This is a genomic window from Candidatus Symbiopectobacterium sp. NZEC135, from assembly GCF_025962695.1.
Genome location: NZ_JAGFPF010000063.1, coordinates 1 through 25,009 on the forward strand (window position 1 = coordinate 1; position 25,009 = coordinate 25,009).

General features: G+C 55.7%; 25 protein-coding genes. 21 read left to right on the forward strand and 4 right to left on the reverse strand.

The annotated features are described in order from the left end of the window. Positions 1-1,017: tRNA (5-methylaminomethyl-2-thiouridine)(34)-methyltransferase MnmD (mnmD, locus tag J5224_RS20365; protein ID WP_264627085.1), on the reverse strand; the 1,017-nt coding region annotated here is incomplete at its 3' end. A 162-nt stretch (positions 1,018-1,179) separates the two neighbouring features. Between mnmD and fabB the strand changes: the two genes are divergently transcribed. Then, positions 1,180-2,394 (forward strand): beta-ketoacyl-ACP synthase I, encoded by a 1,215-nt coding sequence (gene fabB, locus J5224_RS20370; protein WP_264627086.1) that lies wholly within the window; start codon positions 1,180-1,182, stop codon positions 2,392-2,394. A gap of 63 nt (positions 2,395-2,457) precedes the next feature. Here the strand turns inward: fabB and J5224_RS20375 are convergent, their stop codons facing one another. Then, a complete protein-coding gene (locus tag J5224_RS20375; protein ID WP_264627087.1) occupies positions 2,458-3,699 on the reverse strand; it encodes a flagella biosynthesis regulator Flk in 1,242 nt (413 codons plus the stop codon). A gap of 190 nt (positions 3,700-3,889) precedes the next feature. On the opposite strand from J5224_RS20375, the gene J5224_RS20380 reads away from it, so the two are divergent. The 15 genes from J5224_RS20380 to hisP all read left to right on the forward strand — a co-directional run bounded on the left by J5224_RS20380 (position 3,890) and on the right by hisP (position 17,707). After that, positions 3,890-4,039 (forward strand): hypothetical protein, encoded by a 150-nt coding sequence (locus tag J5224_RS20380; RefSeq protein ID WP_264627088.1) that lies wholly within the window; start codon positions 3,890-3,892, stop codon positions 4,037-4,039. A gap of 90 nt (positions 4,040-4,129) precedes the next feature. Then, positions 4,130-5,257 (forward strand): 4-phosphoerythronate dehydrogenase PdxB, encoded by a 1,128-nt coding sequence (pdxB, locus tag J5224_RS20385; RefSeq protein ID WP_264627089.1) that lies wholly within the window; start codon positions 4,130-4,132, stop codon positions 5,255-5,257. 102 nt (positions 5,258-5,359) lie between these two features. Then, positions 5,360-6,370 carry an aspartate-semialdehyde dehydrogenase gene (locus J5224_RS20390; protein ID WP_264627106.1) on the forward strand — a complete coding sequence of 337 codons (1,011 nt, stop codon included), beginning with the start codon at positions 5,360-5,362 and terminating at the stop codon, positions 6,368-6,370. Beyond that, a complete protein-coding gene (gene truA / locus J5224_RS20395) occupies positions 6,370-7,191 on the forward strand; it encodes a tRNA pseudouridine(38-40) synthase TruA (RefSeq protein WP_264627090.1) in 822 nt (273 codons plus the stop codon). Before J5224_RS20390 ends, truA begins: the two co-directional genes overlap by 1 nt. A gap of 78 nt (positions 7,192-7,269) precedes the next feature. Then, a complete protein-coding gene (locus J5224_RS20400; RefSeq protein WP_264627107.1) occupies positions 7,270-7,956 on the forward strand; it encodes a DedA family protein in 687 nt (228 codons plus the stop codon). Positions 7,957-8,169: 213 nt separating this feature from the next. Beyond that, on the forward strand, positions 8,170-9,087 hold the full coding sequence (gene accD, locus J5224_RS20405) for an acetyl-CoA carboxylase, carboxyltransferase subunit beta (RefSeq protein WP_264627091.1): 918 nt from the start codon (positions 8,170-8,172) through the stop codon (positions 9,085-9,087). An 88-nt stretch (positions 9,088-9,175) separates the two neighbouring features. Beyond that, on the forward strand, positions 9,176-10,444 hold the full coding sequence (gene folC / locus J5224_RS20410; RefSeq protein WP_264627092.1) for a bifunctional tetrahydrofolate synthase/dihydrofolate synthase: 1,269 nt from the start codon (positions 9,176-9,178) through the stop codon (positions 10,442-10,444). Then, positions 10,434-11,204 carry a cell division protein DedD gene (dedD, locus tag J5224_RS20415; RefSeq protein ID WP_264627093.1) on the forward strand — a complete coding sequence of 257 codons (771 nt, stop codon included), beginning with the start codon at positions 10,434-10,436 and terminating at the stop codon, positions 11,202-11,204. The genes folC and dedD overlap by 11 nt, the downstream gene beginning before the upstream one ends. 306 nt (positions 11,205-11,510) lie before the next feature. Next, a complete protein-coding gene (gene cvpA, locus J5224_RS20420) occupies positions 11,511-12,011 on the forward strand; it encodes a colicin V production protein (RefSeq protein WP_222157580.1) in 501 nt (166 codons plus the stop codon). A gap of 21 nt (positions 12,012-12,032) precedes the next feature. Then, positions 12,033-13,550, forward strand: a complete 1,518-nt coding sequence (gene purF, locus J5224_RS20425; RefSeq protein ID WP_264627094.1) for an amidophosphoribosyltransferase — start codon at positions 12,033-12,035, stop codon at positions 13,548-13,550. A gap of 135 nt (positions 13,551-13,685) precedes the next feature. Continuing rightward, on the forward strand, positions 13,686-14,255 hold the full coding sequence (locus tag J5224_RS20430) for a UbiX family flavin prenyltransferase (RefSeq protein WP_264627095.1): 570 nt from the start codon (positions 13,686-13,688) through the stop codon (positions 14,253-14,255). 416 nt (positions 14,256-14,671) lie between these two features. Continuing rightward, positions 14,672-15,451, forward strand: coding sequence for a lysine/arginine/ornithine ABC transporter substrate-binding protein (locus tag J5224_RS20435; RefSeq protein ID WP_264627096.1), 780 nt, complete (start codon positions 14,672-14,674; stop codon positions 15,449-15,451). Positions 15,452-15,517: 66 nt separating this feature from the next. Next, complete coding sequence (locus J5224_RS20440) at positions 15,518-16,207, forward strand: histidine ABC transporter permease HisQ (protein ID WP_264627097.1); 690 nt, start codon at positions 15,518-15,520, stop codon at positions 16,205-16,207. After that, on the forward strand, positions 16,200-16,916 hold the full coding sequence (locus J5224_RS20445) for an ABC transporter permease (protein WP_264627098.1): 717 nt from the start codon (positions 16,200-16,202) through the stop codon (positions 16,914-16,916). The genes J5224_RS20440 and J5224_RS20445 overlap by 8 nt, the downstream gene beginning before the upstream one ends. 17 nt (positions 16,917-16,933) lie before the next feature. Next, complete coding sequence (gene hisP / locus J5224_RS20450) at positions 16,934-17,707, forward strand: histidine ABC transporter ATP-binding protein HisP (RefSeq protein ID WP_264627099.1); 774 nt, start codon at positions 16,934-16,936, stop codon at positions 17,705-17,707. 55 nt (positions 17,708-17,762) lie between these two features. Here hisP and J5224_RS20455 read toward each other — a convergent pair whose 3' ends face one another. Continuing rightward, positions 17,763-18,665, reverse strand: a complete 903-nt coding sequence (locus J5224_RS20455) for a TIGR01777 family oxidoreductase (protein WP_264627100.1) — start codon at positions 18,663-18,665, stop codon at positions 17,763-17,765. 338 nt (positions 18,666-19,003) lie between these two features. Between J5224_RS20455 and eat the strand changes: the two genes are divergently transcribed. From eat to yfcD, 5 genes are all read left to right on the forward strand, one after another. Beyond that, positions 19,004-20,389: an ethanolamine permease gene (gene eat / locus J5224_RS20460; RefSeq protein ID WP_264627101.1), complete on the forward strand. Its 1,386-nt coding sequence runs from the start codon at positions 19,004-19,006 to the stop codon at positions 20,387-20,389. 15 nt (positions 20,390-20,404) lie between these two features. After that, entirely contained in the window at positions 20,405-21,796 is a 1,392-nt protein-coding gene (locus J5224_RS20465) for an ethanolamine ammonia-lyase subunit EutB (RefSeq protein ID WP_264627102.1), read from the forward strand. Further along, complete coding sequence (gene eutC / locus J5224_RS20470; RefSeq protein WP_264627103.1) at positions 21,793-22,590, forward strand: ethanolamine ammonia-lyase subunit EutC; 798 nt, start codon at positions 21,793-21,795, stop codon at positions 22,588-22,590. The genes J5224_RS20465 and eutC overlap by 4 nt, the downstream gene beginning before the upstream one ends. Before the next feature lie 306 nt (positions 22,591-22,896). After that, positions 22,897-23,448, forward strand: coding sequence for a phosphodiesterase (gene yfcE, locus J5224_RS20475; protein ID WP_264627104.1), 552 nt, complete (start codon positions 22,897-22,899; stop codon positions 23,446-23,448). Between the two features lie 85 nt (positions 23,449-23,533). Continuing rightward, on the forward strand, positions 23,534-24,127 hold the full coding sequence (gene yfcD, locus J5224_RS20480) for an NUDIX hydrolase YfcD (protein WP_264627105.1): 594 nt from the start codon (positions 23,534-23,536) through the stop codon (positions 24,125-24,127). Positions 24,128-24,178: 51 nt separating this feature from the next. On the opposite strand, the gene J5224_RS20485 is transcribed toward yfcD, so the two are convergent. Next, positions 24,179-25,003 carry a hypothetical protein gene (locus tag J5224_RS20485; protein WP_264627108.1) on the reverse strand — a complete coding sequence of 275 codons (825 nt, stop codon included), beginning with the start codon at positions 25,001-25,003 and terminating at the stop codon, positions 24,179-24,181. Positions 25,004-25,009: the final 6 nt, after the last annotated feature.

Below are 25,009 nucleotides of genomic sequence, written 5' to 3' on the forward strand. Positions count from 1 at the left end.
GTCGTACTGGCGGCGGGCAAAACCAAAAGCGGTGGCGAAAAAACGGGAAAGCGCATCGTGTTTGTCGTTGAGTAACGGGTAAAGGGCTCCCTGACGGTTACCGGATGCGCCTAACGCCGGTGCCTCATCTTCACAATAGAGCGTCACGTGTGCGCCGCGTCGCAGCAGCGCCAGTGCTGTCAACACGCTGGCAATGCCACCACCAATAATAGCGATATCTTCTGTCGTGCTCGCGGCTGGGCGTGAATACCAAGGGGTTGCCGCCGGGGTCGGGATGGCGTTTGGTAATACGCCGCGCAGCATTTCGCGTTTTTGCCCGTAGCCTTTGATCTTTTCCACATCAAAGCAGGCCTGTTGTAGTCCTCGGCGCACAAATCCTGCGGCAGTGAATGTCGCAAAGGTACCCTGCGCCCGGCACAGACGTGCCATGGCGTGAAACAGGTTCTCTGTCCACATGTCCGGGTTTTTGGACGGGGCAAAGCCATCGAGAAACCAGGCATCAACCTGATGCGTCAGGGAATCGTCAAGCGTAGGCAGCAGGTCGTTGATATCGCCAAACCACAAGTCGAGGGTGATGGCGCCGTTAGCCAAAATCAGGCGATGACAGCCCGGCAGCGCAGACGGCCATGCCTGTCGCAGGGCTTCGGCATAAGGGGCGAGTGTCGGCCAGTGGGCATGTGCCTGTTCCAGATCGGCCACGCGCAACGGGAATTTTTCAAAGCTGATAAAGTGCAGGCGCCGCAGCGCAGCCTGCGGGTGCTGTGCGCGAAAATGGACGAACGCTTCCCACAGTGTCAAAAAGTTCAGGCCCGTGCCGAAGCCCGTTTCCGCAATAATGCACTCTGGGCGTGAATGCTCAACAAAGCGCGCCGGAAAGTGATTGCCTTGCAAGAAAACGTAGCGGGTCTCTTCCAATCCATCCTGATTTGAGAAGTAAACGTCATCAAACTGTTGCGAAACAGGTGTACCCTGTTCGTTCCAGGAGAGCGTACCGTGCTGAATAGCATGGTCTTTCACGATAATTGACTCATTTTTAAAGCGATAGCGCGATTTTACTCAGCCGGTGCCCAACGCGCAAATTTTGTAAAAGGTTGGGTGATCGGACTTGTTCAGCTTACATCTGTACGCTAAAGTGCGTGACGAAATCCCAAAATACATTTATGCGGAAAGAGGTATTGAATGAAACGTGCAGTGATTACTGGCCTGGGGATCGTCTCAAGCATTGGTAATAACCAGCAGGAAGTCCTGGCATCGTTGCGGGAAGGTCGCTCGGGTATTACGTTCTCTCAAGAGCTGAAAGATTCTGGTATGCGTAGTCACGTCTGGGGCAATGTAAAACTGGATACCACCGGCCTCATTGAACGTAAAGTCGTGCGTTTCATGAGCGATGCCTCTATCTATGCTTTTCTGTCAATGGAACAGGCGATTGAAGACGCCAAGCTGGCTCCCGAGGCCTATCAAAATAATCCGCGCGTTGGGCTGATTGCCGGTTCTGGTGGCTCAGCGCGTTCTCAGGTGTTTGGTGCGGATGCGATGCGCAGCGCGCGTGGTCTGAAAGCGGTGGGCCCGTATGTGGTCACCAAGGCGATGGGGTCGGCAGTGTCTGCCTGCCTTGCTACGCCGTTCAAGATTCAAGGTGTTAACTACTCAATCAGTTCCGCGTGTGCCACCTCAGCGCACTGTATCGGTAATGCGGTAGAACAGATCCAACTGGGCAAGCAAGACATCGTATTTGCTGGCGGTGCTGAAGAACTGTGCTGGGAACTCGCCTGTGAGTTTGATGCCATGGGGGCGCTCTCCACCAAATACAACGAAACGCCAGAAAAGGCGTCCCGTACTTATGATGCCGATCGCGACGGTTTTGTTATCGCTGGCGGTGGCGGTATGGTCGTGGTGGAAGAACTGGAACATGCACTGGCACGCGGCGCACATATTTATGCCGAAGTGGTTGGCTACGGTGCCACTTCTGACGGTGCCGACATGGTTGCCCCGTCGGGGGAAGGCGCAGCGCGCTGCATGAAACTTGCCATGCAAGATGTGGATACCCCCATCGACTACATCAACACCCACGGTACCTCTACGCCGGTGGGTGATGTCAAAGAACTGTGGGCGATTCGTCAGGTGTTTGGCGACGCGGTGCCGCCTATTTCGGCAACCAAGGCGATGACTGGGCACTCTCTCGGCGCGGCGGGCGTACAGGAAGCGATCTACTCTCTGCTGATGCTGGAACACGGTTTTATCGCGCCGAGCATTAACGTTGATACGCTGGATGAGTTGGCGCAGGACATGAACATCGTCACGCAACCGACCGAGCGTAAGCTGACTACGGTCATGTCCAACGGGTTTGGTTTCGGCGGCACCAATGCGACGTTGGTGATGCGCAAGTTAGCGTAATCGCTATACCCTAAATCGTCTATTTTGCTGAACCGGGGCCCTGTGCCCCGGTTTTTTTGTCTGTCAAAACAGTACCCACAGCAAAAATATCACCACGCAAACGCTGACAATGGGCCAGAACAGCGGTTTGTTGAATACTGCCTGGAGGGCAGGCGGCAAGGCGGCAACCAGCGGATTGGCAATCGGCTGTGGATGCGGGAACAGGCTCTGTATTGTCAATTCCCCGGCGGAAGCGCGCTGCATGCGGTGAGCGAACAAAAAGGTCACCAGTTCGTTGAGTTGTGGCTGGGTGAGCGGTGTTTGCACCCCGGCATTGAAACGGTTTTGGCTGTAGTCCAGCAGCAACTGCCGCTCATTGGCTTCCAGTGCGGGTTGAAACAGCGTGTGCAAGGTGGACTGGGTGGCGGTCATGGGGGGCTGTGCCGCATTGCCCGCCGCAGTGGTTGTGGCCGGCGTTGTTGCCAGTGTGGTGGCGGCCGTCGTAGGTGCATCGCCGCGTCCATTGCCAGTAGTCAGCAGATGGTGCAGGTCAGTTTGCGTTTGCAAATACTGCATCAGGAGCGGCAAATGACGGGCGGGGATCGGTGTGCCCGGCGGCTGGTGTTGCATTGCCGTCAATGACGTCCAGATTTTTTCCGTCGGCTCGCCCAGCAGCGCGGATAACCGCACCACCATCTGATTCAAACTGTTCTGTTCGACGCTGGATAGCGGGCGTTGCAGCAGGGCCGTAGTAGCAGCATTGGTCGCAACATTGGTGAGCGCATTTTGCACCAGCGTTGTGGCAAGCGCGGGGGCTTTGCCGGAAGCGGCACTGAGCGGTGCTGCATCGGGCGGTGTTTGCAACATGGTCAACACCCGTTGTAACTGGGGTTGCGTCAGTGCTTTGAGTTCGGTATGACCAAATTCCTGACGTAAAAACTGTGTGACGCGCTGGCTGTTATTTCCCTGCGGCAGCAGATCGGTCAGGCGTTGCAACAACGGATGACGGGCGCTGCTTTGCTGCGTTTGAGCCTGTACCAGTTGGTTCTGCAATGACTGCTCGGCAGCGGTAAAATGCTGTCCGAGTAGCGTCTGGTTGGGTGCCAGACCAATGTCCTGACGCAGTGTGGTCCAGATAGCATTGTTACTCAGCGACGTCAGCGCCTGTAGCTTGACCACCAGCGTGTCCAGCGTGGCGCGTTGGGTAAAGCTGAGTGGAGAATTCGCCGCCGCCGCGTTGGAAGAGGAAGACGCAATGGCCGACGTCGGCGACGAGGGGGGACGATCTCCCGGCGTCGGGGTTCCCGGACTGCTGACAGGCTGCATGATGGACTCCTCACTGCGTGAAAGGCACCCTGCATTCCCCGGGAGCCCTGAATAGGCAGAGGAAATCATAGCAAGGTGTCTGGTGCGAGAATAGTCAGATCATAGGGGAAAATGCTTTCTTATTTGCGGTTTGCTTCCACGTCATGGGGTTAGGAGTGCGTATCCTATCCTGCATACCGAAGTGGTCAGCGTGGAGACGAAATGCCTGCCTCATCGTCATGAGTGGGGGCAATTGCTGTATGTGGCTTCTTGCGTTGTGGTGCTGCGTCTCGCTCAGGAGCGTTTTTGGGTTCCGACCCATTTTGCTATCTGGTTGCTGCAGGGGGGTGAGGATGCTTGAACGAGGGGGATAGCGTTGGGATTCTTCACCATTCGGTGGCAAAATAGTGCCCCTGTTTTTCTTGCAAGCGTTGCCTGACCGGGGTCGTACATGAAAATTGTGGTTGATGAGAATATGCCGTATGCGCGCGAGCTGTTCAGCCGCGTGGGGGACGTGGTGGCCGTGCCGGGAAGGCCGTTGCCCGTTGAGGCGCTGGCACAGGCCGACGCCCTGATGGTGCGCTCTGTCACGCCGGTTAACGCCGCGCTGTTATCGGGTTCGGGCGTGACCTTCGTCGGCAGCGCCACGGCGGGCACCGATCATGTGGATGAAGCCTGGCTGCGTGAGCAGGGTGTCGGATTTTCCGCCGCGCCGGGCTGCAATGCCATCGCGGTGGTGGAATACGTTTTTTCAGCGCTGCTGATGTTGGCGGAGCGAGATGGTTTTCAGTTGCGCGACAAAACCGTCGGTATTGTCGGTGTGGGCAACGTCGGGCGGCGCTTGCAGGCGCGTCTCAACGCCTGGGGCGTGAAGACGTTACTGTGCGATCCTCCTCGCGCGCGCAAGGGGGATGTTGGTCCCTTTTTGCCGCTGGATACGCTATTGCGTGACGCGGATATTGTCACGCTGCACACGCCCTTGACCAAGGGTGGGTCAGATAACACCCTGCATCTGATTGATGATGCGGTGCTTGCCGCCTTGCCTGCTGGCCGTATTTTGATCAACGCGTGCCGCGGGCCGGTGGTCGATAACGCTGCCCTGCTGCGGGCGTTGCAGCACGGCAAGGATCTGCGCGTGGTGCTGGACGTGTGGGAACCGGAACCGGGACTTTCGCTGGATTTGCTGGCGCACGCTGACGTGGGTACGGCGCATATTGCCGGTTATACGCTGGAAGGCAAGGCGCGCGGCACCACGCAAGTGTTTGAAGCGTTGTGCCAGTTCATCGGGCAACCCCAGCAAGTGCCCCTGTCATCGCTGTTGCCCGCCCCCGATATCACGGCTGTTCACGTAACGGCCCCTCTCGATCAAGCGTTGCTTAAGCGTCTGGTGCATCTGGTGTATGATGTACGCCGCGACGATGCGCTGTTGCGCCAATCTGCGGGTCAAGCTGGCGGATTTGACCGTCTGCGTAAACACTATCAGGAGCGCCGCGAATGGTCTTCGCTGCGTGTCACTTGTTCTGATGAGGCCAGTGTGGCCTGTCTGAATGCATTGGGTTTCACTGCCGTCTTGCCGTAATACGGTGAGAGGGTGTCATAAAATACGACGTTTTTAGCGTAGGGTATTCGGGTGGTGATATACCGCCCGAGCAAGGGGTATTGACGAATGGGAGAACACCACATGTCTGACGGCTGGAATATTGCGCTATTGGGCGCAACGGGTGCCGTGGGAACGGCGCTGCTGGAGTTGTTGGAAGAGCGCGCGTTTCCCGTAGGCACGCTCTATCCGCTCGCCAGCGAACGCAGCGTGGGGGAATCCGTGAGGATCAACGGCAAATCCTGGTACGTCGAGGATGCGGCCGAGTTTGATTGGTCTCAGGCGCAACTGGCCTTCTTTGTCGCGGGCAGCGAAGCGAGCGCGCGCTATGCGGAAGAGGCGGGTAACGCTGGTTGCCTGGTGATTGACAGCAGCGATCTGTTTGCGCTGGAGCCGGATGTCCCGTTGGTGGTGCCGGGTGTCAACACCCATGTGCTAGCGGATTACCGTAATCGTAATATCGTCGCGGTGGCAGACAGTCTGGTGAGCCAACTGCTGCTGGCTATTAAACCGCTGATCGATCAAGCTGGGCTGTCACGTCTTCACGTCACCAATTTGCTCTCTGTGTCTGCGCTGGGCAAAGCGGCGGTAGATGATTTGGCTGGGCAGAGTGCCCGTTTGCTGAACGGCATTCCCCCGGAGCCGGGTTTTTTTGCCAAACAGCTGGCGTTTAACATGTTGCCGTTTTTGACGGATGCACAAGGCAGCGTGGCGCAAGAGCGTCGACTGGTCGATCAAGTGCGCAAGGTGTTACAAGACGAAGGGCTGCCCATCTCCGTTAACTGCGTACAGGCTCCGGTGTTTTACGGTCATGCGCAGGTCGTACATCTTGAGGCATTACGACCGCTCTCTGCGGAGGAGGCTCGGGATGAACTCGCTCGCGCTGAAGAGGTTCAACTCAGCGATGAAGACGACTACCCGACACAAGTGGAAGATGCCTCAGACAACGTTCAACTCAAGATTGGTTGCCTGCGCAATGATTACGGCATTCCCGAACTGCTGCAATTCTGGTCGGTGGCGGATAACGTACGCTTTGGCGGCGCATTGATGGCGGTGGAAACGGCAGAACGGTTGGTGCAGGAGTATTTGGGGTAATGTCAGACAGTAATTTGCCGCAGCAGCCTGCTGGTATCAAGGTGGCGCTGGGCATTGAGTATGATGGCAGCCGCTATTATGGCTGGCAGCGTCAGGCTGAAGTGGAGAGCGTGCAAGGGCATCTGGAACGGGCGCTGAGTAAAGTGGCCGATGAGCCGATTACGGTGTTTTGCGCGGGCAGAACCGATGCGGGTGTGCATGCCACCGGGCAAGTGGTGCACTTTACCACCCAGGCTCAGCGCAAAGATGCCGCCTGGACCATGGGCGTCAATGCCCATTTGCCCTCGGATATCGCCGTGCGCTGGGTGAAGACCGTCGATGACGATTTTCATGCGCGTTTCAGCGCCACGGCGCGTCGCTATCGCTACATTATTTTTAATCATCGCCTGCGTCCGGCGGTTCTGGCGCGTGGCGTAACGCAGTTCCACTTCCCGCTGGATGCGGCGCGCATGGAACGCGCCGGGCAAAGCCTGCTGGGGGAGAATGACTTCACCTCGTTTCGCGCCGTGCAATGCCAGTCGCGCACGCCGTGGCGCAATGTAAATCATTTAAAGGTTACGCGTCATGGCGCTTACATCGTGGTAGATATTAAAGCCAATGCGTTTGTTCATCACATGGTGCGCAATATCGTCGGCAGCCTGATGGAAGTGGGATGCGGTAATCAGCCTGAATCCTGGATAGCCGAACTGCTGGCGGCCAAAGATCGCACGCTGGCGGCTGCCACGGCGCGTGCTGACGGTCTTTATCTGGTGGCGGTAGATTATCCGGCACGTTTCGAACTTCCCGTTGCACCAATGGGCCCGCTGTTTCTGGAAGATTGACCCGTGGCGGGCGGTTGTACTGCGCCACGCTAAACACTGGAGGATTGTCACGGCATTGTGCCGTGAAACATGCACATGATGGAACTTGTCGCGTTTATACGCTTTATCATCGATTTTATTCTGCATATTGACGTTCACCTCGCGGAACTGGTTGCGCAATACGGTGTCTGGATTTATGCCATTCTGTTTTTGATCCTGTTTTGCGAAACCGGTCTGGTGGTAACGCCGTTTCTACCGGGGGATTCCCTGTTGTTTGTCGCCGGCGCGTTGGCGGCGTTGCCCACCAACGATCTGAACGTGCACACCATGGTGGCACTGATGGTTGCGGCTGCCATCGTGGGGGATGCGGTCAATTACACCATCGGGCGTTTGTTCGGGGAGAAGCTGTTCAGTAACCCTGATTCGAAAATTTTTCGCCGCAGTTATCTGGATAAAACGCATCAGTTTTATGCCCGCCACGGCGGTAAAACGATTATTCTGGCGCGCTTCGTACCGATTGTGAGAACATTCGCGCCGTTTGTCGCCGGTATGGGACATATGCGCTACCGCCACTTTGCACTTTATAATGTGGCAGGGGCATTGCTGTGGGTATTACTGTTTACCTATGCAGGTTACCTGTTCGGCGACCTGCCGATTGTGCAAGAAAACTTGAAGTTATTGATTGTCGCTATTATTTTCATCTCTATCTTGCCGGGGATCATTGAAATCTGGCGGCATAGACGAGCGGCGGCCCGGGCGAAGAGCGCGTCGGGTTCACAAGAATAAACGCGGTAATCGCTCCGGTTTGACCAGTTTTCTATCCACAGTCCCGGAGTGTTATGGTTTAATGAGCGGCATTTATGGTCTGTCCCTGATGACGACCTGCATTATCGGTGCCTTGCAATACGGGTGTAAACACCGGTTCAGGCTGAGATAAACGGGCGTAGTGACGGGGCAGAGCGGACTGGCCACGGCCAGGTTCAAGCAGAAAGGTTATCAATGAGCTGGATTGAACGAATTCTTAACAAGAGCAACATTACACCGACCCGCAAGGCCAATATCCCTGAAGGGGTATGGACCAAATGTGACAGTTGTGGTCAGGTGCTTTACCGCGCTGAATTGGAGCGTAATCTTGGGGTGTGTCCAAAATGTGACCACCACATGCGACTTTCCGCCCGTGCGCGCTTGAATGCGTTTCTGGATAAGGACAGCGTAGTTGAGCTGGGTAGTGAGCTGGAGCCCAAGGATGCGCTGAAGTTCAAAGACTCGAAGAAATACAAAGATCGTCTGGTTGCTGCACAGAAGCAGTCTGACGAAAAAGACGCGTTGGTGGTGATGAAAGGCACGTTGTACGACATGCCGGTGGTCGCTGCTTCCTTTGAATTCGCCTTTATGGGCGGTTCCATGGCCTCGGTGGTCGGTGCGCGTTTTGTGCGTGCGGTTGAACAGGCGTTGGAAGATGGCTGTCCGCTGGTGTGTTTTTCCGCCAGCGGCGGTGCGCGTATGCAGGAAGCACTGATGTCGCTGATGCAAATGGCGAAAACCAGTGCAGCGTTGGCAAAAATGCGTGAACGCGGTCTGCCCTATATCTCGGTGTTGACCGATCCGACCATGGGCGGCGTTTCTGCCAGTCTGGCGATGCTCGGCGATTTGAATATTGCCGAACCTAAAGCACTGATTGGTTTTGCTGGCCCGCGCGTTATCGAACAGACGGTACGTGAAAAATTACCGCCGGGTTTCCAACGCAGTGAGTTCCTGCTGGAAAAAGGGGCGATTGACATGATCGTGCGCCGCCCGGAAATGCGCTTCAAGTTAGCCAGCATACTGTCTCGGATGACCAACCACCCTGAGCCGGTGGACACCGCAGAGGTTCGTGCGCCGGAAGTGACCACTGAACCGCAGGATGATGCGCAATAAGTGACACATGAACAGGGGGCGACAGGATTGTGCTTAGGCCGTTCTGTGCACCCTGTATCAATGAACCGTAAGCCAGTGAACGGGACTCATGGAAAATCTTCTCATTCCCCAAGCCACGTCGCCTTTGGCCGCGTGGCTTCATTATCTGGAGCACCTGCACGCCACTGCCATTGACATGGGGTTGACGCGTGTTAAACAGGTTGCTGACCGTCTTCACCTGCTGCACCCGGCCCCAACGGTGTTTACCGTCGCGGGCACCAATGGAAAAGGCACGACCTGTTGTACGCTGGAGGCCATTTTGATGGCGGCGGGGTTACGTGTTGGCGTTTACAGTTCCCCCCACCTGCTGCGTTATACCGAGCGTGTGCGCATTCAAGGTCAGGAATTGCCGGAAGCGGCGCACACTCAGGCGTTTGCCGATATCGAAGCCGGGCGTGGCGATATTTCGTTGACCTATTTCGAATTTGGCACCCTTGCGGCGCTACATCTGTTCAGGCGGGCAAATCTGGATGTGGTGATTCTGGAAGTCGGGTTGGGCGGGCGTCTGGATGCCACCAATATTGTAGATGCCAACGTGGCGGTGGTGACCAGTATTGCGCTCGATCATACTGACTGGTTAGGGCACGACCGCGAAAGTATTGGTCGTGAAAAGGCCGGTATCTTCCGCAGTAATACACCCGCCGTGGTAGGGGAGCCGGATATGCCCGCCTCTATTGCTGCCGTGGCTGAAGAGAAAGGGGCATTGTTGTTCAAGCGCGATCGCGATTGGCACTTTGCGCTGGAAGGGGACGGCTGGTATTGGCAATCGACCGACGGCGAGCGCATGACGCTGCCGCTGCCGAACGTGCCATTGCCCAACGCTGCCACGGCGCTAGCCGCGCTGCATCAGGGGCCGATTGACGTCTCTCTGGCAGCTATCGAACAGGGGCTACGCCGCGCTGCGTTGCCGGGTCGGTTCCAAACGGTGAGTGAACAACCGAAACTGATTCTGGATGTCGCGCATAATCCCCATGCTGCAGCCTATCTGGCCGGGCGATTGGCGCAGTTGCCAAAAACGGGCAAAGTGCGCGCGGTGATTGGTATGCTGGCCGATAAAGATATTCCCGGTACGCTGGCGCACCTCAAGCCCGTGGTGGATGAATGGTATTGTGCTCCGCTGGAAGGACCACGCGGTGCCAGCGCTGAATTGATAGCGGCACACCTGGACAGCAGTCGGTCGTTTGACGATGTCGCGACCGCCTGGCATCAGGCGATGCGTGACGCAGATACGCAGGATACCGTCGTAGTGTGCGGATCTTTTCATACGGTAGCGCATGTGATGGAAGCGCAGGAGGAGAGGGGGTCGAATGGCAAGTAAGTTTCAAAACCGCCTGGTCGGCACCATTATTCTGGTGGCGCTGGGCGTTATTGTGCTGCCGGCGCTGCTGGACGGCAAAAAGAAACATTACGAAGATGAGTTTGCCGCGATCCCGCTGGTGCCAAAGCCGGGTGACAGCACGGAGGCGGAATCGCTGCCTTCACTGAATCAGTCGTTGCCCAGTCAGCCGCCGGAAGGGGCACAGCAGGCGATGCAAGGACAACCGGTGCAGGGGAGGGGGATCACACCTGAGGATGATGGCACCATACAGACACCGCCGAGCAATTCGCTACCTTCCTCTTCGGCACCGATAGAAATTGCACCGCCCGCCGTGGCGGCGCGTCCGGTCACGCCTAAAGTGGAGGTGAAGCCGGAAACCAAACCCAAGGCGAAGCCTGAAACTAAACCGGAAGTGAAGCCTGAGCCGAAACCGGAAAGCAAGCCAGCAACGCCTGCGCCGCAACCCGCATCGCCGCCTGCCGCGCAACCGGACGTGAAGCCGGAGGCCGCGCCCGCAGGACAAGCCTATGTGGTGCAACTGGGTGCGCTGAAAAATGCGGATAAGGTGAATGAAATTGTTGCCAAGCTGCGCCTGTCGGGATACCGCGCTTACACGGTGCCGTCGGCACCCGTTGCGGGGGAAATAACCCGCATTTACGTCGGGCCGGATGCGTCAAAACAGAAATTGCAGTCCGCCCTCGGCGAACTGCAACAACTGAGTGGGCTGAGCGGGCAAGTCAGGAACTACAGCGCACGTTAAGGGTTGCAAGAGGGCTATGTCCGCCGAGGTTGTTGGCAAAACCCACTAAAACGGTCGTCCCTGCCTACCGCGTCATTCCCGTGTAGGCGGAGGATGACGAGGAAGAAAAGTGACGTTGCCAGTACGCTGTCAGCAAATTCACCTATCGGTGAAATCGTTGGGAAATAGGCTACGCAAACGTTTTCTTTTTCTGTTAGAATGCGCCGCGAACAGGATGATGAGCGGCGCTACGCTCTCTTGCATCGGCGGTAATTGCGGTTGTTGCGAGAGAGATTGTGTTGGCATCGTTCGTGAGTGAGAGAATTCATGGTTTGGGTTGATTACGTCATCATTGGCATTATTGGTTTCTCTGCGCTGGTCAGTTTGATCCGGGGCTTTGTTCGTGAGGCGCTTTCGCTGATCACCTGGGGCAGTGCATTCTTTGTCGCCAGCCATTATTACCCATACCTGTCGGTCTATTTCACGCGTTTTGAAGACGAACTGGTGCGCAACGGGGTTGCCATCGCCATTCTGTTTATTGCGACATTGATTGTGGGAGCGATCGTCAACTATGTGATTGGTTCACTGGTTGAACGAACCGGGCTTTCAGGCACCGACAGGGTACTGGGCATTTGCTTTGGTGCGCTGCGCGGCGTATTGATTGTCTCTGCGCTGCTGTTCTTTTTGGATACCTTTACCGGTTTTTCACAAAGCGACGACTGGAAACGGTCCCAGCTCATCCCGCAGTTTAGCTATATCATCAGGTGGTTTTTCGACTACCTGCAAAGCACGTCAAGTTTCTTGCCGCAGCACATAGAGCTGCGGTAGCGCTGATGAGGAAAAGACAACATGTGCGGTATTGTCGGTATCGCCGGTTTTACACCGGTAAACCAGTCGATTTATGACGCGTTAACGGTGTTACAGCACCGTGGACAAGATGCCGCAGGCATCGTCACCATCGATTCCATGAACTGCTTCCGCCTGCGTAAGGCGAACGGCCTGGTGAAGGACGTATTCGAGGCGCGTCACATGCAGCGCCTGCAAGGCACTATGGGCGTGGGGCATGTGCGTTATCCTACCGCGGGCAGCTCCAGCGCATCGGAAGCCCAGCCGTTTTATGTCAACTCCCCCTTTGGCATCACGCTGGCGCACAACGGTAACCTGACCAACGCCCATGAACTGCGCAAACAGCTGTTTGAGCAAGGGCGTCGCCACGTTAACACCACTTCTGATTCAGAGATCCTGCTGAATATCTTTGCCTGCGAGTTGGATCGTTTTCAGCACTACCCGCTGGATGCCGACAATGTGTTTGCTGCCGTTGCCGCCACCCACAAAATGATTCGCGGAGCCTATGCGTGCGTCGGGATGATCATCGGCCACGGTTTGTTCGCTTTCCGCGATCCAAACGGTATTCGTCCGTTGGTGATCGGTAAGCGCGAGCTGGCCGATGGTCGCATCGAGTATATGGTGGCCTCGGAAAGCGTGGCGCTTGATACCCTTGGCTTTGAGTTCTTGCGTGACGTAGCGCCGGGAGAGGCGGTTTACATCACCGAGAAAGGGCAGCTGTTTACCCGCCAGTGCGCTGAGAACCCGAAAAGCAATCCGTGCCTGTTCGAGTATGTCTATTTCGCTCGCCCAGACTCCTTTATCGACAAAATTTCGGTTTACAGTGCCCGCGTGCGCATGGGCCAAAAGCTGGGTGAGAAGATTGCCCGTGTGTGGGAGGATCTGGATATCGATGTGGTCATTCCGATTCCAGAAACCTCCTGCGATATCGCTTTGGAGATTGCGCGCATTATCGATAAACCGTACCGCCAGGGGTTTGTGAAAAACCGCTATGTTGGTCGTACCTTTATCATGCCGGGTCAGGAACAGCGTAAAAACTCGGTGCGCCGCAAACTAAACGCCAACCGCGCTGAGTTCCGCGATAAAAACGTGCTGTTGGTGGATGACTCCATCGTGCGCGGTACCACCTCGGAGCAAATTGTCGAGATGGCGCGTGAAGCGGGTGCGCGCCGCGTTTATCTGGCCTCTGCCGCGCCGGAAATTCGTTTCCCCAACGTGTACGGTATTGATATGCCGACTGCCAATGAGCTGATTGCTCACGGTCGCGAAGTGGAAGAAATTCGCAAGATTATCGGTGCCGATGCCCTGATTTTCCAGGATCTGGACGATCTGATCGCCGCTGCGCGGGAAGAAAACCCGGATATCGTGCAGTTTGAATGCTCGGTATTTAACGGTATCTACGTGACCAAAGATGTCGATCAGGGTTATCTCGACTATCTGGAAGGATTGCGTAATGACGATGCCAAAGCGCTGCGCAGCCAGAACGAAGTCGAAGATCTGGAGCTGCATAACGAAGGCTAATGTCATTCAAGGCGCCCATTGGCAAGGACAGTGAAAAGGGAGGTGCGTAAGCGCCTCCCTTTGTTGCTTATTGGGCGGGGATAGGGCAAAGTCAGCCCGTTATCCTTTTTGCACAGCAGCATTTAGAGGTTTGGCATGAAACGACTCATCATTGGACTCTCCGGGGCCAGCGGCGCGATTTATGGCGTGCGCCTGTTGCAGGTGTTACAACCGTTGGACGACGTGGAAACCCATTTGATCATGAGTCAGGCCGCCCGACAAACGCTGACGCTGGAGAGTGATTTCAGCGTGCGCGATGTGCAAGCTTTGGCGGACGTGGTGCATGACAATCGCGATATTGCCGCTTCATTGTCGTCCGGCTCTTTTCGCACTGCGGGAATGGTGATTCTTCCCTGTTCCATTAAAACCCTTTCGGGGATTGTGCATAGCTACAGCGATAACTTGTTGATCCGTGCCGCAGACGTGATATTAAAAGAGCGTCGCCCGTTGGTCCTGTGCGTGCGTGAAACCCCGCTGCACCTCGGGCACCTGCGCCTGATGACGGCTGCCGCGGAAATGGGCGCGGTGATTATGCCGCCGGTTCCCGCGTTTTATCACCGTCCGCAAACCTTGCAGGACGTGGTAGATCAAACGGTCAACCGTGTGCTCGATCAGTTTGATATTGCGTTGCCTGAAGCGCTGTTCACACGCTGGCAGGGCAGTTAACGGCGCTCAATCATAAAAACACACCAATCAGGTGCAACTCCCGTCATCTTTTCTCTCGCTTTCTTGCCTGTCCGTGCAAAGTTTGCACTACGCTTAAGCGATGATGCGTTGTTATGGTGCAAATGTTGATTGGTTTGCACCAAAATGTTGCCTGGAAAGCGCGCCGTCTCTTTCCTGATTAACCCACACATCATCACCCTCATCAGGGTGCCCCTATCACTACGCGCCTGCGGCAGATTTCGGATTTATCCGTATTTTGTTGCGGTTATGGCGCGGATTTTGCAGGGTTTCTGCTGATGAGACTGGCGGCGCTGGCATCCCTTTCGCGCAAGAGCGCGCAGGCGTCTGACCGCCCCTTTACGCTTAGTGATATTCATTCTTTTTGATCATCATTCCATCAAGATAAGGGTTGCGAAATGAAAAAATTATTCAGAATTCTGCCGTTGGCCTTAGTTATTGCTGCGGGAAGCGCGCTGGCCGATGTTCCCAAGAATCTCAAAATCGGCACCGACCCGACGTATGCACCCTTTGAGTCCAAGAATGCCAGCGGTGAGCTGGTAGGGTTTGATATTGATTTGGCGAAAGAGCTGTGCAAGCGCATCAAGACTGAATGTACTTTTGTAGAAAGTGATTTCGACGCACTGATCCCTTCACTGAAAGCGAAAAAAATTGATGCGATCATCTCCTCGCTCTCCATCACTGAGAAGCGTCAGCAGGAGATTGCTTTCACGGAAAAACTCTATGCTGCCAACGCGCGTCTGATTGAGAAGAAAGGGGCGAACATCCAACCGACGCTGGAATCGTTGCGCGGTAAACGTGTCGGCGTGTTGCAGGCCTCCACCCAGGAAGCCTATGCCAATGCCAACTGGCAGCCGAAAGGCATTGATGTAGTGGCTTATCAGAACCAGGATTTGATCTACGCCGACTTGACCGCTGGCCGCATTGATGCTGCGTTCCAGGATGAAGTGGCGGGCAGCGAAGGCTTCCTGAAATTGCCGGCGGGTAAAGATTACGTCTTCGCAGGTCCGGCAGTGAAGGATGATAAATTCTTTGGCGTCGGTACCGGTATGGGGCTGCGCAAAGAAGACAAAGCGCTGAAAGCGGCGCTGGATAAAGCGTTTGAAGAGATGCGCAAAGACGGCACCTACGACACTTTCGCGAAGAAATACTTCGATTTTGACGTATACGGCGGCTAATGACGTGTTGCTGGGATCTGCCTGCATTATGCAGGCAGAGTGTGCCTTTTTAGACGGAAACACGCGATGCTCTACGGCTATACCGATCTGATTCTTGACGGGGCGCGCATGACGCTGCAACTCGCGGTGTGCTCGCTGCTGTTGGCGTTGGTCATTGGGCTGATTGGCGCAGGGGCCAAGCTCTCTGCCAACCGCCTGCTGTCCGGTTTTTTCTCCGCGTACACCACCCTGATCCGTGGCGTGCCGGACCTGGTATTAATGTTATTGATTTTTTATGGGCTGCAAATTGCGCTCAACAGCGTGACGGAAACCATCGGTATCGCACAAATCGATATCGATCCGCTTTCGGCAGGGATCATCACGCTCGGGTTTATTTACGGTGCCTATTTCACTGAAACCTTTCGCGGTGCCTATCTGGCGGTGCCGCCGGGGCAGATTGAAGCGGCTGTAGCCTACGGTTTTACGCCACTGAAGGTCTTTCGCCGCATCATGTTTCCTTCCATGATGCGCTTTGCCTTGCCCGGTATTGGCAACAACTGGCAGGTGATCCTCAAGGCAACGGCGCTGGTGTCGCTGTTGGGGTTGAATGACATTGTCAAAGTGACCCAGTTGGCGGGCAAAGGGGCGCATGAACCGTTTTATTTCGCCCTTGTCGCCGGGGTGATGTATCTGATTTTTACCACAGTCTCCAACGGGGTACTGTGGTGGCTGGAACGCCATTACTCGCAGGGCGTGAAGAAGGTGAATTATGAGTGAGATCCTGCAACAGTACTGGCAGCCTTTGCTATGGAGTGATGGGTATCGTCTCACCGGTCTGGCGATGACGCTATGGCTGTTGATTTCGTCGGTGGTGATCGGTGGCCTGCTGGCGATTCCGCTGGCTATTGCCCGCGTTTCTCCACGGCGGCGTTTCAGTTTTCCAGTGTGGGTATTTACCTATGTGTTTCGCGGCACGCCGCTTTACGTGCAGTTGCTGGTGTTTTACTCCGGTGTTTACAGTCTGGAAATCGTGCGCGGCACCGATATGTTGAATGCGTTTTTCCGCAGTGGGCTGAACTGTGCGGTGCTGGCATTGGCGTTGAACACCTGCGCCTATACCACAGAGATTTTTGCCGGGGCGATCCGTTCGGTGCCTTATGGCGAAATTGAAGCCGCCAGAGCGTATGGTTTTTCCCGGTTTAAGCAGTATCGCTGCATTATTTTGCCCGGTGCGTTACGTATTGCGCTGCCTGCGTACAGTAACGAGGTAATTTTGATGCTCCACTCCACGGCGCTGGCCTTTACCGTGACGGTGCCGGACATCTTGAAAATAGCCCGAGATATTAATGCTTCCACTTATCAGCCGTTTTATGCCTTTGGCATTGCTGCGGTGATCTATCTGGCAATCTCTTTTGTGCTGATCGGCCTGTTCAAACACGCGGAACGGCGCTGGCTGCGGCATATTCATACCCGTTCATCTCATTAACATCAGGAAAAAACAGCATGTCAGACCATAAACTGATGGTGACGGAACTGCATAAGCGTTACGGGGAACACGAAGTGCTGAAGGGCGTTTCCCTTCAGGCGAAAGCGGGCGATGTGATTTCGATTATCGGCTCTTCAGGGTCGGGGAAAAGTACGCTGCTGCGCTGCATTAACTTTCTGGAAAAACCGTGCGAAGGGGCGATTTTCGTCAACGATGAAGAGATTCGCATGGTGCGTGACACCGACGGGCAACTGAAAGTCTTTGATAAGAAGCAGCTGCAACTGCTACGCACGCGGTTGACCATGGTCTTTCAGCATTTCAACCTGTGGAGCTTTATGACCGCACTGGAAAACGTCATGGAGGCGCCGGTGCAGGTACTGGGATTGAGCAAAGCGGAAGCCCGCGAGCGAGCGGTGCGTTATCTCGATAAAGTCGGGATCATCGGCGAGGCGCAGAATAAATATCCGGCCAATCTCTCCGGTGGGCAGCAGCAGCGTGTCTCCATCGCCCGTGCGCTGGCGATGGAACCGGAAGTGCTGCTGTTTGACGAACCTACTTCGGCACTGGACCCTGAATTGGTGGGGGAAGTGCTGCGTATCATGCAACAACTGGCGGAAGAGGGCAAAACCATGGTGGTTGTCACCCATGAAATGGAGTTTGCTCGCCACGTATCAAGCCATGTGATCTTTTTGCATCAGGGCGTGATCGAAGAAGAGGGCCCACCGGATCGCGTATTTGGCAACCCGACCAGCCCCCGTTTGCAACAGTTTCTCTCCGGTGCGTTGAAGTAGCGGGTGCCGTTATCAACAGGGCGTATTGTGCGATGTTCAGCGATACGCCCTGTGGCTATTTCTTCCCGGTGACGTCTTTGAGCGCCTCTTCCAGTTCGTAATAGCGAAAGCCGAACCCGGCGGCCTCCAGCCGATGCGGAATGGCGCGCTGTCCACCCAACACCAACGTGGCGGCTTCTCCCATCAGCAGTTTGAGCGCGAAGGCGGGCACGCGCATAAAACATGGGCGATCCAGCACGTGGGCTAACATGGCGCAGAACTGCTCGTTATGTACCGGATAAGGTGCGGTCATGTTGAAGGGGCCGCGCAGAATCGGGTTATCCAACAAGTAAAGAATGGCATTGACCATATCGTCGATATGAATCCACGGCATGTACTGTTTGCCAGACCCTAAAGGGCCTCCTAGCCCGATGCGGAAGGGAGGCAGCATTTTTGCTAACGCGCCGCCGTTAGCCGCCAGTACGATGCCCGTGCGCAGCAGGCAAACGCGCGTGCGATCGCTCTCCGCACTCAGCGCCAATTCCTCCCAACGGGCGCAGAGTTGATGGGTAAATTCAGGCGTGGGCGATTCATCTTCGGTGATGAGCGCCGCCCCTTGATTGCCGTAATACCCTACCGCAGAGCCGGAAATGAAGACCGAGGGCGGCGAGGCGCTGGCTTTAATCAACGTCGCCAACTGCTCGGTAATCTGCCAGCGGCTTTCGCTCAGTTTCAGCTTTTGTTGCGGCGTCCAGCGTTTATCCGCAATCGGTTCCCCTGCCAGATTGATAACGGCGTCGATGTCATCCAGCGAGGTACGATTTTGCAGCGTTGACCAATACTCGACGCGCTCGCCGAGTATCTGGCGGGCACGTGTGGTATCGCGAGTAAGTACGGTGACATGGTGCGATAAAGACAGTAATCGAGCAATCAGGTGACGGCCGATCAGGCCGGTTCCGCCCGTAATCAGTAGTTGCATCGTTGCCTCACTTATTCCCTATCGGTTCTGATGGCGCTTTAAGGATGTAACGCGGGACTTGTCCGTATTTTTATCATGAATGCTAATGATAATAGGTGATTTTGCGCGAGATACCGTGACGATCAGGTAAAAAAAACGCTGCATTTCAGTACGCCACGTTGCCCTTGGGATTGGCAAAACCTGCTGCATTATGGGGCGAATTGCTGCAAAACAGCGCAGGCTGTATGGCGGCGATCGTTGGCTCACCTGCGTAATGTCAAGTTTTGTAAGGTTTTTTTCGTCTTTGGTATGCGCTTTGCACGGTGACTTCCATCGATTCTTTCTATGGGATAAACAACATGCAAACCAACAGTGCACAACCAGGATTAAAGAGGATGCTCGGCAGCTTCCATTTATGGGGTATTGCTGTCGGGTTGGTGATTTCCGGTGAGTATTTTGGCTGGAGCTACGGCTGGGCGCAGGCAGGTACACTGGGCTTTTTGATCACCTCATTGGCGATTGCTGCCATGTATTGCGCCTTTATCTTTAGTTTCACGGAACTGACCACCTCCATTCCCCACGCCGGTGGGCCTTTTGCCTATGCCTACCGTGCGTTTGGCCCGACCGGGGGCTTTATTGCCGGATTTGCCACGCTGATTGAATTTGTGTTTGCGCCGCCAGCCATTTCCATGGCGATTGGTGCTTATCTCAATGTGCAGTTCCCGTCCCTGGACCCCAAATGGGTGGCGGTCAGCGCCTATCTGATTTTTATGGGGTTGAATATTCTGGGGGTTGGCATTGCAGCCACCTTTGAACTGTTAGTCACCTTACTGGCGATCTTCGAACTGCTGGTGTTTATGGGCGTGGTAGCACCCGGATTCGAATGGGCAAACTTTGCCCGCGGTGGTTGGGCGGGGATGGACAGCTTTAGTCCGGTGGCCTTATCGGGTATTTTTGCCGCCATTCCCTTTGCCATCTGGTTCTTTCTCGCCATTGAAGGGGCTGCGATGGCTGCTGAAGAAGCCAAAGATCCCAAGCGCACCATTCCTCGTGCCTTTATCGGCGGTATTCTGACCTTAAGCCTGCTGGCAATGGGTGTGATGCTGTTTGCCGGTGGCGTGGGTGACTGGACACAGCTTTCTAATATCAATGACCCATTGCCTCAGGCAATGAAAATGATTGTCGGCAGCAACAGCGGTTGGCTGCATATGTTGGTGTGGCTCGGGTTGTTTGGCCTGGTAGCCTCATTCCACGGCATCATCATGGGCTATTCGCGCCAGATCTTTGCCCTGGGGCGCGCGGGGTATCTTCCCGCTTCGCTGGCGCGCGTCCATCCGCGTTTCCGTACGCCGCACCGCGCCATTCTGGCGGGCGGTGTCGTCGGGATTGCTGCCATCTTCTCCGATTCATTCGTCACTATTGGCGGGCTGCCGCTGACGGCCAATATTGTCACCATGTCGGTTTTCGGCGCGATAGTCATGTACATTACCTCCATGGCCGCCTTGTTTAAACTGCGTCGCAGTGAACCTGCGCTCAGTCGTCCGTTCCGTGCGCCCTGGTATCCGTTTGCCCCGGCATTTGCGCTGGTGATGGCGGTGATTTGCCTGGTTGCCATGGTGTATTACAACACGCTATTGGCGCTGATTTTTGCTGCCATGATGCTGCTGGGATACGGCTGGTTTCGGGCAACCCGCAGCGCGCGCGAATCGGCGGTATTCGATCCCCAATTGACGGCATCCAAATAGCAGGCGAGGAGGGGTATGTATCACACGACACTGGGACACCAGCGTTACACCTTTGATTCTCTGCGTACGCTACTGGCCAAAGCGTCACCGGCGCGTTCCGGTGACTATTTGGCGGGCGTGGCGGCACTGAGTGCTGAAGAGCGCATGGCAGCGCGTATGACGCTTGCCGCCGTGCCGTTAAAGACCTTTTTGCAGGACCTCATCATTCCTTATGAACAGGATGAGGTCACGCGACTGATTGTTGATAGCCACGATAAGCAGGCGTTTGAACCCCTTTCACATTTGACCGTAGGAGATTTTCGCAACTGGTTATTGAGCGACACCACCAGCAGCGAACTGCTGGCGCGCGTTGCACCGGGTATCACACCGGAAATGGCGGCGGCGGTGAGTAAGTTGATGCGTAATCAGGATTTGATCCTGACGGCAAAAAAATGCCGTGTCGTCACGCGCTTTCGCAACACGATTGGCTTGCCGGGGCATCTCAGCGTGCGCTTGCAGCCGAACCACCCGACCGATGATGTGAAAGGCATTGCCGCCAGCATGCTTGATGGCTTGCTGTATGGCAGCGGTGATGCGGTGATTGGTATTAATCCGGCCAGTGACAGCTTGCCGCTGCTGGAACAGCTGAATTACATGCTGGATGATGTCATTCACCGCTTTGAGATCCCCACCCAGTCCTGCGTGCTGACGCATGTCACCAACACGCTGAAACTGATTGAGCGAGGGACGCCGGTGGATTTGGTGTTTCAGTCGATCGCCGGTACTGAAGCCACCAATACCAGCTTTGGCTTCAATCTGGCGACGCTGGAAGAGGCACATCAGGCGGCATTGAGTTTACAGCGTGGCACGTTGGGTAACGACGTGATGTATTTTGAAACCGGGCAGGGCAGTTGCCTTTCGGCCAATGCCCATCACGGTGTCGATCAGCAAACCTGCGAGGCGCGCGCCTACGCGGTGGCACGGCGTTTTTCTCCGCTGTTGGTCAACACGGTTGTGGGCTTTATCGGGCCTGAATACCTGTATGACGGTAAGCAAATTATCCGCGCCGGATTGGAAGATCACTTCTGCGGCAAACTGCTGGGTGTCCCGTTGGGCTGTGACGTGTGCTACACCAACCATGCTGAGGCGGATCAGGATGATATGGATACGTTGCTGACGCTGTTGGCGACTGCCGGATTGACCTACCTGATGGGCATTCCGGGTGCGGATGACATCATGCTCAATTATCAGAGTACCTCATTTCATGATGCGCTGTATGTGCGTGAACTGCTGGGATTGAAGCACGCGCCAGAGTTTGGTGAATGGCTGGCACGGATGAAGATTCTCGATACCCAGGGGCGGCTGTGCGATACCAGCCGTCAGCATCCGTTGCTGCAACATCAGCCTTATCTGGAGGGGCGTGTATGAAGGACATTGTTCACGCCAACCCGTGGGAAATGCTGCGTGAATACACTGCTGCGCGCATTGCTTTGGGGCGCACGGGGGCAAGCTTGCCGACCGAAGAACTGCTGAAATTTGGTCTGGCACACGCGCAGGCGCGGGATGCGGTACATCAGGCCTTTGACAGTGAACCCCTTGCTGAGGCGTTAGCGGCACAAGGGCTGAAAACGGTTATGGTGCACAGCGCTGCAACGTCGCGTGAGCAGTATCTTTGTCGGCCTGATTTGGGACGCCGCTTGTCGGAGGCCAGCCGTGAGGCGCTGATGGCGCTGCATCAACCACCAGCCGATTTGCTGATTGTGGTGGCCGATGGTCTCTCGTCCAAGGCGGTGCATCGTCAGGCCGTGCCGCTCATTACGCAGGCGCGGCCTTATCTGGAGCAACTCGGCTTGTCGCTGGCACCGGTGGTGCTGGCGCATCAGTCGCGCGTGGCGCTGGGTGATGACATTGGCGAGTGTCTGCGGGCCAAAGCGGTGGCGATCTTGATCGGCGAGCGCCCCGGTTTGTCATCACCGGATAGCCTGAGTATTTATTTAACCTGGGGACCTCACACGCGCCGGTTGGAATCGGAGCGTAACTGCATTTCCAATATTCGCCCGGAAGGGCTGGATTATCCGCAGGCGGCGTTTAAATGGGCCTGGCTGCTGGAGCAAGCGTTTCAACGCCGGCTGTCGGGGGTCGCGCTGAAAGATGAGAGCGATAACCCGGCGATGCACGGCAAGATTCACCCACCTGCCGTAGGGCATTTGACAACACCATGATGGTGACTTGCCTTCCACTGCGCGCTGCATCGTGCAGAAGGGGCGAGATTGTTCACTTTGCTTTTATCCGCGTGTCTCTGACACGGATTCTGCTACTCAGGATCGTACTGAACAGGGAGTGTTCAGTACGTTTTTTTATACGGTGCTTACCGTGGGATTAGCAACGGTCTTTATCCTATATCCCTGCGATCATCGATGTGTGTAATCGTGCGACACCCACCTGCCAAATGAAAAAAGGACAAGAGTTGAGTACGGTAATTTTGTTACACTTTGCCGTATTGCGACGTATTTTTTTCGGGGATCACGATGAAGTTGATGTTTGCCTCAGATATTCACGGCTCGCTAACGGCGACGGAGCGGGTACTGGATATTTTTACCCGCAGCGGCGCCGAGTGGCTGATTCTTTTGGGGGATTTTCTCAACCATGGCCCGCGTAATCCGCTGCCGGAGGCTTATCAGCCTGCCGATGTGGCGAGCCGATTGAATGCGTTTGCCCGTCACATTGTGGCGGTGCGCGGTAACTGTGACAGTGAAGTGGATCAGATGCTGCTCGACTTTCCCATCACGGCACCGTGGCAGCACGTACTGCTGCCGCAGCAGCGTCTTTTCCTGACGCATGGTCATCTCTATCATCCTCAGCATCTCCCACCGTTGCAGGCGGGCGATGTGCTGGTGTATGGGCATACCCATCTTCCTGTGGCTGAGCATCAGGGGGAAATCTACTGCTTTAACCCGGGCTCTGTCAGCTTGCCAAAAGGGGGCAATGTGCCGAGCTATGGCATGTTGTCACAAGGGGTGCTGCAAGTTTTACCGTTAATGGGTGGCGAGCCTATTGCACAGGTGACTATTAGTCACTAAGTTATCAACGATCTTGCACGACTAACGCTTAGTACGTTTAAAACAGACGCGCGTCGCAACGCGCCAATACTGAAGGGTTCAGAGGATGGTGGAGCAAAGTCAAGCGGCAGGGACCGAGTGGGTGGATATTGTTGACGAGAACAATGATGTTATCGCCCAGGCCAGCCGCCAGCAAATGCGCGCTCAACGTTTACGTCACCGCGCCACCTATATCGTTGTTCATGACGGCATGGGAAAAATACTGGTTCAACGCCGTACCGAGACCAAAGATTTCTACCCCGGTTGGCTGGATGCGACGGCGGGGGGGGTGGTGCAAACCGGTGAGCAAATGCTGGAATCCGCCCGTCGTGAGGCGGAGGAGGAGTTGGGCATTGCCGGTGTGCCTTTTGCCGATCACGGCCTGTTCTATTTTGATGGAGAGGGTTGTCGCGTATGGGGCGCATTGTTCAGTTGCGTTACCCATGGCCCGTTTGCCTTGCAGGAAGAGGAAGTGGCTGAAGTGTGCTGGATGACACCGCAGGAAGTCACAGCGCGCTGTGACGAGTTCACGCCGGATTCGCTCAAAGCTCTGTCGCTGTGGATGAGCCGTTACAACGAGCAGAGCTACGGCAAACCCATTACGCGTGACCCAGTGAAAACCGATGACGAGGTCGCCGCATCGGACGACGCGCAAGAGTAACCGGATCACGCTGTGCTGTGGGCTATCCGTCGTGGCCCGCAGCACAGACCATCATGCGGTAACGACAGCCTGCCGCGAGCCGGGACACACCAGTTGACGGCTCTTGATGTGGTACATCTCCAGATCCTCACGCAGGAAGAATGCCATCTCCCACGGATTTTTGTGAATGAACGCCTCGCGTACCTGTTCGAACAGCGGGTTGTGCGGCGGAATCAAATAGGCATCGCCCTCAATCAGGGTGTAGTTCCACTCAATAGCGCGTTCAAAGGTGTAGTGTGAGCGCTCATCCATTGCAAAGAAACAGTGCGGGTTGCGCTTGAGCTGCCGGGATTTGAACGTTTCAGGGAAGGTGATAAGAAACACATCATTGTCCACCGAAGAGAGAAACGCCAGAACCGTGGTGTGGGGCTGTTCTTGTGCCATGGTGACCAGCACGCCTACCTTGTTGGTGAAATCATGGTGTTCCGTCTCTGGCAGCGCATCCAGGGGCGTAAAGGGCACCGCGCGTTCTTCCCGCGTATCCTGAGGATAGTGATAGTCCGGTGCGCGGATATCCAGTACGCAGCTAAGCCCGTACATCACCTGGCACTCACGCGGCTCCAGCAGCACCCAATCTTCATCCACCTCCGCCACGCGCCCTTTGTAAGAGGCGCGATAAACGGAAATGTTGGCATCAAATTGATCCACCCCGGTGCGATTATCAAGATGCAGCGTGGCGAAATCACCGACGGCCAGCGCGTGGCCCTTGGGGAAGAAAACCCGCAGCGCATTGTTGGTGCGTGGATAGACGCCGCAAATGTGCATCACCACCTTTCCCTGCTGGTAGCAGGCTAAAACCCCCAGCGTCTGCTTGCCGAGATAGTGAACCAGATTCATGCTGTG